The 12370-nt window shown below is 70.0% G+C and carries 8 protein-coding genes; 3 read left to right on the top strand and 5 right to left on the bottom strand.

The window, feature by feature from the left end; all coding sequences use genetic code 11:
• Nucleotides 1–5: 5 nt before the first annotated feature.
• The 5 genes from BJ979_RS10590 to BJ979_RS10570 form a co-directional block, all read right to left on the bottom strand.
• The gene (locus tag BJ979_RS10590; RefSeq protein WP_179567703.1) at nt 6–464 is read right to left on the bottom strand and encodes a hypothetical protein; all 459 of its coding nucleotides are present in this window, start codon (nt 462–464) and stop codon (nt 6–8) included.
• A gap of 165 nt (nt 465–629) precedes the next feature.
• Complete coding sequence (typA, locus tag BJ979_RS10585) at nt 630–2549, bottom strand: translational GTPase TypA (RefSeq protein WP_179567701.1); 1920 nt, start codon at nt 2547–2549, stop codon at nt 630–632.
• Between the two features lie 88 nt (nt 2550–2637).
• A complete protein-coding gene (locus tag BJ979_RS10580; RefSeq protein ID WP_179567699.1) occupies nt 2638–4458 on the bottom strand; it encodes an ABC transporter substrate-binding protein in 1821 nt (606 codons plus the stop codon).
• Nucleotides 4455–6263, bottom strand: a complete 1809-nt coding sequence (locus tag BJ979_RS10575; RefSeq protein ID WP_179567696.1) for an ABC transporter substrate-binding protein — start codon at nt 6261–6263, stop codon at nt 4455–4457. Before BJ979_RS10575 ends, BJ979_RS10580 begins: the two co-directional genes overlap by 4 nt.
• Before the next feature lie 124 nt (nt 6264–6387).
• Entirely contained in the window at nt 6388–8103 is a 1716-nt protein-coding gene (locus BJ979_RS10570) for an ABC transporter family substrate-binding protein (protein WP_179567694.1), read from the bottom strand.
• A 284-nt stretch (nt 8104–8387) separates the two neighbouring features.
• Here BJ979_RS10570 and BJ979_RS10565 point away from each other — a divergent pair, with 284 nt between their 5' ends.
• Genes BJ979_RS10565 through BJ979_RS10555 form a run of 3 tightly spaced genes read left to right on the top strand, consistent with a single transcriptional unit; the run spans nt 8388 to nt 12350 of the window.
• A complete protein-coding gene (locus BJ979_RS10565; RefSeq protein WP_179567692.1) occupies nt 8388–9371 on the top strand; it encodes an ABC transporter permease in 984 nt (327 codons plus the stop codon).
• Nucleotides 9371–10288 carry an ABC transporter permease gene (locus BJ979_RS10560; RefSeq protein ID WP_179567690.1) on the top strand — a complete coding sequence of 306 codons (918 nt, stop codon included), beginning with the start codon at nt 9371–9373 and terminating at the stop codon, nt 10286–10288. Before BJ979_RS10565 ends, BJ979_RS10560 begins: the two co-directional genes overlap by 1 nt.
• Complete coding sequence (locus tag BJ979_RS10555; protein WP_179567688.1) at nt 10281–12350, top strand: dipeptide ABC transporter ATP-binding protein; 2070 nt, start codon at nt 10281–10283, stop codon at nt 12348–12350. Before BJ979_RS10560 ends, BJ979_RS10555 begins: the two co-directional genes overlap by 8 nt.
• The last annotated feature ends 20 nt before the right edge of the window (nt 12351–12370 follow it).

The raw sequence follows: 12370 nt of genomic DNA, 5'->3' as shown, positions 1-12370 counted from the left end.
GCGCGTCAGCCGGCGGGCGATGCCGAGGGAGAGGGCGTGTCGGCGGCCTGCGACACCGCGTAGTCGGCGATCCAGCCGAGCTCCTTGTCCTGCGTGACCAGCAGGATCACCGAGTACGGGGCCTTGGCGAAGGTGCCCGATCGCCCATCGGCGTCCGCACCCGGAGTCGAGGATGCCGAGAAGCCCGCCGCGACCAGCTGCGCCGAGATCGCGTCGAAGGCGGAGGCGTCGGCCACCTTCTTCGTGACCGACCACGACTTGTTCGATCCCTCGACGATCCCGGCACCGTAGACGACATCGCCGTCGACGAGGGGCACGTCGTTCGAGGGGAACGACTTCGGCAGGCTCTCGCCGCCGATGTCGACCTTGTCGCCCGAGGCGCCCTCGACCGCGTTCTGCACGATCGCGCATCCGCTCAGAGCCAGCGGCACGCCGATCGCGATCGCCGAGGACAGAGCGACCACGGCCAGACGACGAGAGAGTCGGCGCATCGAGGGAGCTCCAGGAGGGATGGGGCGGGGAACCCGCACGAGTCTAGTGAACGAGAACTGACCACGAGATGAGGGCGAGCACTGACCGGCCGGAGCCGGGGCGCTCGCCCTCATCCATGTGGGGTCGGTAGGACCGGGTCAGCCGGCGACCGACGCGTCCTGGCGCTTCGCGCGCGAGGTGGCGCGGGCGCGCTCGCTCGGGTCGAGGATGACCTTGCGGATGCGCACGACCTCGGGGGTGACCTCGACGCACTCGTCCTCGCGGGCGAACTCCAGGCACTCCTCGAGCGTGAGGTTGCGCGACGGCGTCAGCTTCTCGAAGTTGTCGGCGGTCGCGGAGCGCATGTTGGTGAGCTGCTTCTCCTTGGTGACGTTCACGTCCATGTCCTCGGCGCGCGAGTTCTCGCCGACGACCATGCCCGCGTAGACCTCCTGCGTCGGCTCGACGAAGAACGACATGCGCTCCTGCAGGGCGATCATGGCGAACGGCGTGGCCGAGCCGGCGCGGTCGGCGACGATCGAGCCGTTGATGCGGGTCGTGATCTGACCGGCCCAGGGCTCGTATCCGTGGGCGATCGCGTTCGCGATGCCGGTGCCGCGGGTGATCGTGAGGAACTCGGTGCGGAAGCCGATGAGACCGCGCGACGGCACGACGAACTCCATGCGCACCCAGCCGGTGCCGTGGTTCGACATGTTGTCCATGCGGCCCTTGCGGGCGGCGAGCAGCTGGGTGATCGCGCCGAGGTGCTCCTCGGGGGTGTCGATCGTCAGGTGCTCGAAGGGCTCGTGCAGCTTGCCGTCGATCTGACGCGTGACCACCTGCGGCTTGCCGACGGTGAGCTCGAAGCCCTCGCGGCGCATGTTCTCGACGAGGATCGCGAGCGCGAGCTCGCCGCGGCCCTGCACCTCCCAGGTGTCGGGCTTGCCGATGTCGAGCACGCGCAGCGACACGTTTCCGATCAGCTCGCGGTCGAGGCGGTCCTTGACCATGCGCGCCGTGAGCTTGTGGCCCTTGACCTTGCCGACGACCGGCGAGGTGTTGGTGCCGATCGTCATCGAGATCGCCGGCTCGTCGACCGTGATCGCGGGCAGCGGGCGGATGTCGTCGGGGTCGGCGATGGTCTCGCCGATGGTGATGTTCTCGATGCCCGCGACGGCGACGATGTCACCGGCCGAGGCGCTCTCGGCGGGGAGGCGCTCGAGCGCTTTCGTGATGAGCAGCTCGGTGATGCGCACGTTCGAGTGCGAGCCGTCGTGGCGGACCCAGGCGACCGTCTGGCCCTTGCGGATCGTGCCCGCGAAGACGCGCAGCAGGGCGATGCGGCCGAGGAACGGCGAGGCGTCGAGGTTGGTGACCCAGGCCTGCAGCGGGGCCTCGTCGTCGTAGGCGGGGGCCGGCACGTGCTTGAGGATCGCGTCGAAGAGCGGCTCGAGGTCGGCGTTGTCGGGCAGCTCGCCGTCGCCGGGCTTGTTCCAGCTGGCGGCGCCGTTGCGGCCCGAGGCGTAGACGACCGGCACGTCGAGCAGCGCGTCGACGTCGAGGTCGGGCACGTCGTCGGCGAGGTCGCTCGCGAGGCCGAGCAGCAGATCGTGGCTCTCCTCGACGACGGCATCGATGCGCGCATCCGGGCGGTCGGTCTTGTTGACGAGCAGGATGACGGGCAGCTTCGCCTCGAGCGCCTTGCGCAGCACGAAGCGCGTCTGGGGCAGCGGGCCCTCGCTCGCATCCACCAGCAGCACGACGCCGTCGACCATGCTGAGGCCGCGCTCGACCTCGCCGCCGAAGTCGGCGTGGCCGGGGGTGTCGATCACGTTGATCGTGACGGGACCGTCGACCGCGTGCTTGCCCGAGTACGACACCGCCGTGTTCTTGGCGAGGATCGTGATGCCCTTCTCGCGCTCGAGGTCGTTCGAGTCCATCGCGCGCTCCTCGACGTGAGCGTGCTCGCCGAACGAGCCCGTCTGACGGAGCATGGCGTCGACGAGCGTCGTCTTACCGTGGTCGACGTGGGCGACGATCGCGACGTTGCGCAGATCGGAGCGGCGGGCATCAGCCATGACGGGATTCCTCGGATGCAGTGGAGAGAGGCGGCGGGTCGACATCGGACCTCGCCGGCGGGCGAGATGCCCGGGACCTCGTGGCAGTCTACCCGGTGGACGAGGATGACGCCGTCGGCCGCCAGGCCCAGGCTCCGGCGAGTGCCCCGCCCGCCATCGGGGAGGCCGTCACATCGGCGAGACCGTCGCCGACGAGGGTGATCGTCGGCGACGCGGCGAAGGGCAGTCCCCAGGCGTCGGCGGCGATGCGGCCGTCGAGCTGGGCGAGCAGCCGGTCGCGCGCGCCGGCGTCGGTCTCGGCGTCGATCCGGGCGATCAGGCGATCGGTCTCCGCGTCGGAGTAGCCGGTGAAGTTGGCCACCGAGCCGGTGAGGAAGGGCTGCGCCAGGTCCTCGGGAGGCAGGTCGGACGTGTCCCAGGCGAACAGCGCCGCGTCGTAGGCGCCCTCAGCGCCGAGCTGCGACGACCAGTCGCTCGACGAGCAGTCCTGCACGACGAAGCCGGCCTTCTCGGCGGAGTCGCGGATCAGCTCGAACGCCGCACGCCGCGTCGCGCGATCCGGGTCGAACAGGATGCAGACTGCCGGGTCGTCCACGTCCGCCTGGGCGAGCAGGCGACGCGCCGCCGGGATGTCGGCCTTCGTGCGGGAGGCGAGCCCGGTCTCCTTCTCCCCCGTGGCCAGCCCGGGCGCTCCGGGTCGGAACACGAATGACGACAGCGGCTCGGCATCCGGATCGACGCGACCGGCCATCGCCTCGACGATCGCGCCGCGCGGAATCGACGCGAGAAAGGCGCGACGCACCTTCTCGTCGGCGAACACGCCCGAACGGGATCCGCTCTGCCTGAGCTCGAGGTGCTCGACCCGGGCGCGCGAGCCGTAGCTCGGTTCGAGATCGCGGTCGTCGCGCAGCAGCGACGCGACGTCGGCGCTCGGCTCGGGCGTCGCGACATCCACCTCGCCGTCGCGGAACGCCTTCACGGCGCTGAGCGGATCGGTGAGCACCCGCAGTCTCAGCTCGTCGACGCCGGGCTGACGCGTGCCGCGGTAGTCGGCGCGCGCCCGCAGGGTCGCCGAGCCGTCCGTTTCCCGGGCGACGAGCTCATAGGGGCCGGAGCCGACGCGCAGCCGCTTCTCGGGGAGGCTCGCGCCGGGCGCGAGCGTCCAGGCGGAGTTCCAGGTGCGGGCGAGCGCCGCCAGCGAGACCGAGGGGCCCCGGCGCACCGCGTCGATGACCGCCTTCTTCGCCGCGGCGCCATCGCTCTGGTGCCGTGATCCGACCGCGAGCTCGGCCGCGATGTGCGCCGGCACGACCGGGGCGATCAGCGCCGGGAGATTGCCGACGCGGCGATCGAAGGTCACCGTGATCGAGCGCCCGTCGTCGCCGACGACGGGCAGGCCCACGCTGTGCTCGAGGCCGCTCGTGCGGGCGCCGTCGAAGTAGACCGCCGAATCGGGGAGCCCGGTCAGCTCCCCCGTGTCGGGATCGACGTAGTCGTCGACGGCGAGACCCGGCGTAGTCAGCCGGCCGGAGTCCGCCGCCCACGCCAGCAGCAGGTCGGCGGCATCCACCGGCACGCCGTCGGACCAGGTCACCCCGCTCGCCACCCGCCAGCGCACGGTGAACGGATCCTGCGCGACGACGTCGACCGAGCCGAAGCCGGGGTCGGCGACCCACGCGCCGTCATCGCCCCACCAGCCGAAGCCCGATTGGGTCAGCTGGGCGACCGCGCCGTCGACGCTGTTGGCCCGCGCGGCCGAGGTGCGCGGGTTCAGACCGTCGAGCGGCTGGTCGACGGCCACCCGCACGACGCTGCCGTCGACCAGGTGAGGCTGCGGGCCCGTGCACGCGCTCAGCGCGAGCGCGACGGCGACCGCCGCCAGCACGGCGGCGCGGATGCGACGGCTCACGACGAGGGGCTGGAGCTCGGGGTCGGGCGCTCGGCGGCGGCGCGCCACGTCCACGCGTTCCAGAGCACCGACCGAGCCGAAGGGCCGGGCTTGACGCCGCCCACGCCCTGCCCGTGCGAGATCACGGACGGCAGACGGTAGAGCGGGAGCAGGCGGTCGTTGTCCCACAGCGCATGGTCGAGCTCGGCCAGAGCCTCCGTGCGCGCGGCCTCGGTCGTGGCCCGCTGCAGCGCCGTGAGCGCACCGGCCGTCGCGCTGTCCGGGGTGTCCAGCGGCGAAGCCGCGAGCTCGTCGCTCTGCAGCACCTCGACCGCACCGGGGCGCGTCGCGCTGGCGGCATCCCAGGAGAGCAGCGCGACATCCCACGCCTGAGGCTCGACGAGGCGGTTGCGCCAGTCGGCGGTGCCGCAGTCGGTCACGGAGATGTCGTACTCCGCCGCGGCGTCGCGGATGATCTCGAAGGTCGCCGTGCGACGCGGATTCGTCGAGTCGTAGAGCACGCAGACCGAACGGTCGGAGACGCGCGCGCCGTCGAGCACGTCCTGCAGGGTCTTCTTCGCGTCGGCCGAGTACGCCGCCGAGCCGTTCGAGGTGGCCGCCGTCGTGTAGTCGGCGTCGCCGGGCGCCGCCACCCAGGACTGCAGCGGCGAGGCGTCGGTGCCGACGCCGTCGAAGAGCTGATCGACGATCTCCTGGCGCGGGATCGAGAGCAGGAACGCACGTCGGAAGGAGTTGTCGAGCATCGCGCCGTTGCGCGGCGACGAGGTGTTCGCCTCGACCAGGTCGATGCGCGAGGACGCCTCCACCGCGCTCGAGGCCGAGGTGACATCCGAGACGGCCGCGAAATCGGAGCCGATGCGCAGGCGCGCCACATCGAGGTCGCCCTGAGCGAGCGCGCCGATCGTGACCGAGGAGTCGGCGCTGTAGTCGAGACGCAGGGTGGGCACGCGCGCCGCGCGATCGCCGCGGTAGGCGCTGTTGCGCACGAGCTCGACGCCCGCCTCCCCCGCGGTCTTCACGCGGTAGGGACCGGACGACACGAGCAGAGCGGCGTCTTTCGGCGTCGTCGCGAAGTCCCATCCGCCGTTCCACGCCCGTGCGATCGCCGCGAGCTCGGCACCGGATCCGGCGCGGATCGCCGCGGCGACCGCCTTCTTGCCCGCCGAGGCCCCCGAGGTCTTCAGCGCCGTCTTCGCGATGACGTGGGCGGGCACACTCGGCTCCAGCGCCAGCTGCCAGCCGGCGACCGGATGGGTGTACTCGACCTCGATCGAGCGGCCCGCATCCGAGATGGTCGGGGTCTTCGCCGCGTCGCGCAGCAGACCGCCGGGGGCGCCGAACCACACGCTGTCGGCGGGGGCATCGGCCTTGAGCAGACCCGTCGCGGGGTCGAGCTGCGCGGCCGCGTCCTTCGAGTCGAGACGCTGCGACTCGGCGGCCCAGGTGAGGAGCAGGTCAGTCGCGTCGATCGGGGTGCCGTCGCTCCACTGCACCTGGTCGGCCAGCGTGTAGCGCACGCGGAACGGGGACTGCGACACGATCTCGGCCTTGCCGAAGGAGGTGTCGAGCACGAGCTGCCCGCTCGGGTCGTAGTAGCCGAACCCCGTCGAGGTGAGATAGCCGACATCGGCGTTCGTCGCGGTGCGACCGTGCGCCGTGCGCGGATTGGCCGAGGTGAACGGGGTCGCGATGCTGACGCTGAGCGACGCGCCCTTCTGCACCTCGGGCGCCGGGGAGGTGCACGCGGCGAGCACGAGCGCGGCGGCCACGGCGGCGACGGCGAGAGCGGGGCGGGGGAACCTCATCCCGGTCAGCCTACAAGGGGTCGACCGGGCGTCCTGCTGGGAGCGGGCGCGCCGCGACGGCGCCGAGACACGACGACGGCGGCACCCCCGAGGGGATGCCGCCGTCGCGGTCAGGACGAGTGCGTCAGCTCTTCCAGCCGATGCGCGTCCACGGCGGGTTCTGCACCTCGAACTGCGAGGGACCGTAGTTGACCAGGCCCTTCGTCACGCCCCAGGCGTAGGGCTCCGGGAACAGCGGCACCGTGGTGACGAGGTTCACGAGCTTCTTGTCGATCTTCTGCGCCTCGGTGACGCGCTTGTCGGCATCCAGCTCCGCGTTCGCGGTGTCGAAGGCCTTGCCGAGGCTCTTGTCGGTCACGCCCGGGTAGTTCTGGCCCGAGTTGGCCGGGTAGTAGATCGACTTCACGCTCGACACCGGGAACGGCGTGCCCTGCCAGGCGAAGTAGGTCGCATCGAAGTCGCGGGTCTCGGTCGTGACGTACTTCGTGAAGAAGTCGTCAGACGGGACCACGTCGATGTCGACCTTGAAGCCGGCCTTGGCGGCCTGCTGCTTGACCAGCTGCGCGACGTTCGCCGAGTTCTGGTTCTCGGACGGGATGACGAAACGCACGGTGAGCGCCTTGCCGTCCTTCTTCGCGACGTTGCCGTCCTGCTTCCAGCCGGCCTCCTCGAGCAGCTTCTTCGCGCCGTCGACGTCGTAGCCGATCACGCTCTGCGCGTCATCCTCGTAGCCCTTCTGACCCGGCAGGTAGACCAGGTTGCCGAGCACCGTCACCGGGCTTCCGACCGGCTTGAGGATCGCCTGCGCGAGCACGTCGCGCTGCAGCGACTTCGCGAAGGCCTGACGCACCTTGACGTCCTTGAAGACGTCGGAGGTGCCGTTGAGCGTCACGTGGCGGAAGGTCGTTCCGAGCGAGCGCTGGATCTCGGCATCCGACCGCGCCTCGGCGGTCTTCAGGTTGTCGGCCGAGCCGTAGAGGTTGAAGGCGTCGATCTCCTTGTTGGCGAACGCCTGGGCGAGACCATTGCGGCTCACCGACTTGAAGATGATCGTGTCGAGCTTCGGCTGCTCGCCCCACCAGGCGGGGTTCTTCGTGAAGGTCACGACCTGGGCGTTCGCGTCGAGCGACGAGATGATGTACGGCCCGCCCGACACGATCGTCGTGCCGTCGGCCGCGACCGGCTGCGACTTCCACAGGTTGTTGAAGTGGTCAGGGGTGTCGACGGCCCACTTCGGGTAGATCGGGCCGAAGATCGACGGCCAGTCGGCGTTCTTGTTCTTGAAGGTCAGCTTGACCTCCGACTGGTCGGCACCGGGCTCGACGCTGGAGATGTCCTCCCACACGTTGCTCGACGTCGGGGCGAAGTCGGTGTCGGGCGACTTGAGCGCGTTCCAGTTCGCCGCGATGTCGTCGGCGCTGAGCGGCGTGCCGTCCGACCACTTGGCCTGCGGGTTGAACTTGATGTCGACGACCTGCGGGTCCTCGCTGGCGAGCTCGAGCGAGGTCACGTAGTCCTTGTTCGGCTCCCAGGTGCCGTCTTCCTTGACCGTGATGAGGCTCGGCAGGTAGAGCGTCGACAGCAGCGCGTCATCGACCGTGCCCGCGTCGAGGTTGTAGGTCTGCCAGTTGGCGGGGAAGGTGTCGATCGGCAGCGTCAGCTTGCCGCCGTCCTTGACCTGGTCGTAGTCCGCCTTCTCCCATCCCGTGCTGGGGAGCTTGGTGGTGTCACTCGGCGAGGTGCTGGCGTCGTTGCCGCCGCCGGCCGAGCAGCCGGCCAGCGCCAGACCTGCGATCGCGAGCGACGCGATCACCAGCCCCGGCTTGCGCATGGAGACCATGGATGATCCTTTCGTGATGGATGCCCCGACCCGATGCCGGGCGCACGCGATCGGCGCGGCTCCAGCGGGTCGTTCCGAACACTATGCACCCCGAGCGGGGGTAGACCCACGGCCGATGACGTTTTGTTATGTTGCTGAACCATCGGGGAAACAGCCCTGAAACGATGGCTGTCGAGACTGAGCGACGGCGCGGCGAACCCGCTGGCGTCGTCGATTCCCCGAGCAGACGGTAGGTTTTACGCGTCGCGACGAGGCGACGGGCGTGCCGTTGAGAAAGGCGAGATGTGGCTGGATTCCTGCTCAAGAGGCTGCTCAACTACATCGCCCTCACCTCGGTCGCCACGGTTCTCGGCTACCTGCTCATCAGCTCGACCCTCAATCCCGAAGCCCGGTTCCTCGGTCGGAATCCCCCGGTTCCGCAGGCCGCGATCGACACCGCGCTGAATCGACTCGGCGCCAACCCCGACGTGCCGCTTCTCGTGCGTCTGGGCAACTGGATCACCCACCTCGTGACCACCGGTTCGCTCGGCGTCAGCACGCGCGGCACCGAGGTGACGGCCGACATCTTCGCCCGCTCGGGCACGAGCCTGCGGCTGCTCATCATCGGCACCGTGCTCGGCGCCGTCATCGGCGTGCTCATCGGCGTGTGGGGCGCGGTACGCCAGTACCGGGCCTCGGACCAGGTGACGACCTACGCCTCGTTCGTGGTCTTCGCGACCCCGACCTTCGTCATCGCGGTCGTGCTGATGATCCTCGCGACCGGGCTCAATGGCGCCGCCGGAACCCAGCTGATCAACTTCACCGGCGAATACACACCCGGGTTGCAAGGCGGCTTCTTCACCCAGCTGGGCGACCGGCTCATCCACCTGCTGCTGCCGACCATCACGCTGACGCTGATCGCTGTCGCGTCGTACTCGCGCTACCAGCGCTCGGCGATGCTCGACGTGATGAGCGCCGACTACATCCGCACGGCCCGCTCGAAGGGGCGCACCCGCGGCTCGGCGATGTTCCGCCACGGCGTGCGCGTCGCCCTCATCCCCATGTCGACCTTCTTCGCCTACTCCTTCGGCCTCGTGCTCACCGGCGCGAGCGTGACCGAGCTGGCCTTCAGCTGGCACGGGATGGGCGAGTACCTGATCCAGAGCATCGGCAACAACGACATCAACGCCGGCGCCGGGACGATCCTGTTCACCGCCATCCTCGTGCTCATCTCCGGCACCCTCGCCGACTTCCTCTATGCCGCCCTCGACCCGAGAGTGAGGGTCTGATGACGTCGATCGACCCGACGACCACGACCGTCGACACCGAGGCCGACTCCGCCGCCTCCACCCCCGCCGACACCCGGCACGGCGTGCTGCGCCGCACCTTCTCGGCCAAGCGCGCCTGGATCGGCGCGATCGTGCTCGCGCTGATCACGCTCTGGGCCTTCGTCGGCCCGCTGCTCGCGCCCTTCAACGCGACCGACTCCGACGTGCTCGCCTTCGGCGCCCCTCCCGGAAACGGCCACTGGTTCGGCACCAACGACATCGGACAGGACATCTACGCCCAGACCCTCGTCGGGCTGCAGAAGTCGATCATCATCGGCCTCATCGCCGGGCCGCTCGCGACGCTCATCGCCGGCTTCGTCGGCGCGATCGCCGGCTACTTCGGCGGCGTGGTCGACCGGGTGATCGTCTGGGTCATCGACCTGCTGCTGGTCATCCCCTCGTTCTTCATCCTGGTTCTCATCAGCCCCGTCTTCAAGCAGCTGAGCTGGGTCGCGCTGGTCCTCCTCATCGCGGTGTTCAGCTGGATGGTCATGGCCCGCGTCGTGCGCGGTCAGACGATGTCGCTGCGCGAACGCGACTTCGTCAAGGCGGCGCGGTACATGGGCGTGAAGCCGTTCACGATCATCCGCCGCCACATCATCCCCAACGTCGCCTCGCTGCTCATCATCGACGCCACCCTCGGCGTCGGGGCCGCGATCATCTTCGAGTCGACGCTGAGCTACTTCGGGTTCGGCATCCAGACGCCGGACGTGTCGCTGGGATCGCTGCTCGCCGGCTACAGCGGCGCCGCCGTGACCCGCCCGTGGCTGTTCCTGCTCCCCGCCGCGACGCTCGTCGCGACGGTGCTCGCGACCAGCCTGCTCGGCGACGCCTTCCGCGACGCCATCGACCCGACCTCGGGAGCCAACCGTGACTGAGCCTCTTCTCCGCGTCGACGACCTGCGGGTCACCTTCGGCGGTCAGCGACAGCAGGTGCACGCCGTGCGCGGCGTGAGCTACGAGGTGAACCGAGGCGAGTTCCTCGGCATCGTCGGCGAGTCTGGCTCGGGCAAGTCGGTGTCGTCGACCGCCGTCATGGGCCTGCTGCCGTCGAGCGCGCAGGTCTCGGGCAGCATCCGCTTCGACGGCCGCGAGCTGCTCGACCTCGACGACAAGCAGCTCTCGCGCATCCGCGGCAGCGAGATCGCGATGATCTTCCAGGATCCGCTCTCGGCGCTCACCCCCGTGTACACGATCGGGCAGCAGATCATCGAGGGCCTCAAGCTGCACGACCGGTCGATCTCGAACCAGGCCGCCCGCGCTCGCGCGGTCGAACTGCTCGGCGTCGTCGGCATCCCGAATCCGCAGCGTCGCGTCGACAGCTTCCCGCACGAGTTCTCGGGCGGGATGCGCCAGCGCGCCATGATCGCGATCGCTATCGCGAACGACCCGAAGCTGATCATCGCCGACGAGCCGACCACGGCCCTCGACGTCACGATCCAGGCGCAGATCCTCGAGGTGCTGCAGAAGGCCAAGGAGATCACCGGCGCCGCCGTCGTGCTCATCACCCACGATCTCGGCGTCGTCGCCGGCAACGCAGACCGCGTCGCGGTGATGTACGCCGGGCGCATCGTCGAGCAGGCGCCGGTCGATCAGCTCTTCGCCGCCCCCGCGATGCCGTACACGATCGGCCTGCTGCGCTCGATGCCGAACATGGCGGCACCGCGTGAGGAGCGCCTCGTGCCGCTCGAGGGGCGCCCGCCGCTGCTGACCCAGGTGCCGAAGGGATGCCCCTTCGCCGATCGCTGCCCCGCCGCCTTCGCCGCCTGTCGCGGCGAAGAGCCGGCGCTGCTGCCGGTCGCCGGCGCCGCTGATCACAGCGCGGCCTGCATCCGCGCCGAGGAGATCGCCTCGGGCAGCCTGCGCCGCCCCGACATCTTCCCGCGGCCGGAAGAGGTCGAAGCCGCCCCGGTGGCCCGCGTCGAGTCGGCGCCGGTGGTCGAGCTGCGCGACGTCAAGCGCACCTTCCCGGTCATGAAGGGGACGGTGTTCCGTCGCCGCATCGGCACCGTCAAGGCCGTCGACGGCGTCAGCTTCTCGATCGACCGCGGCACGACCCTCGGACTCGTCGGCGAGTCGGGATCGGGCAAGACGACGACGATCCTCGAGCTCATGGAGCTCGCGAAGGCGCAGTTCGGCTCGATCGCCGTCAACGGCGTCGACACCGCGACGCTCAGCGCGGCCGACCGGCGCAAGCTGCGCAGCGAGATCCAGATCGTGTTCCAGGACCCGATGGCCTCGCTCGACCCGCGCATGTCGGTGCAGGACATCATCGCCGAGCCGCTCACCGTCACCGGGGTGCCGAAAGACGAGCAGCTGCGCCGCGTCGCGCGCATGCTCGAGCTCGTCGGCCTCGAGCCGAGCTTCGCGAACCGCTACCCGCACCAGTTCTCGGGCGGCCAGCGGCAGCGCATCGGCATCGCCCGCGCGCTGATCGTCGAGCCGAAGATCCTCGTGCTCGACGAGCCCGTCTCGGCGCTCGACGTCTCGGTGCAGGCGGGCGTGCTCAATCTGCTCGAAGATCTCAAGGCGCAGCTCGGGCTGTCGTATCTGTTCGTCGCCCACGACCTCGCCGTCGTGCGGCACATCGCCGACGACGTGGCCGTCATGTACCTCGGCCGCATCGTCGAGTACGGGCCCGCCGAACTCATCTTCAGCGACCCGCGGCATCCCTACACCCAGGCGCTGTTCTCGGCGGTGCCGGTGCCCGACCCGCAGGTCGAGCGCACGCGCAGCCGGGTGCTGCTGCAGGGAGACCTGCCCTCGCCGCTGGACGAGATCACCGGGTGCCCGTTCCGCAGCCGCTGCCCGCTCTACAAGCTGCTGCCCGAAGATCGTCAGCGGCGCTGCGCCGAAGAGGATCCGGCAGCCCGGTCGGTGCACGACCGCGAGGTGCGCTGCCACTGGGCCGAGGAGGAGCGCTTCGACGTCGCCGTCTGACCTCGGGGCGCACCGGTCGC

The organism is Schumannella luteola (genome assembly GCF_013408685.1).
Lineage (GTDB): Bacteria > Actinomycetota > Actinomycetes > Actinomycetales > Microbacteriaceae > Schumannella > Schumannella luteola.
Note: the sequence above shows the minus strand (reverse complement) of the source record. Positions and strands in the feature narration are given on the sequence as shown.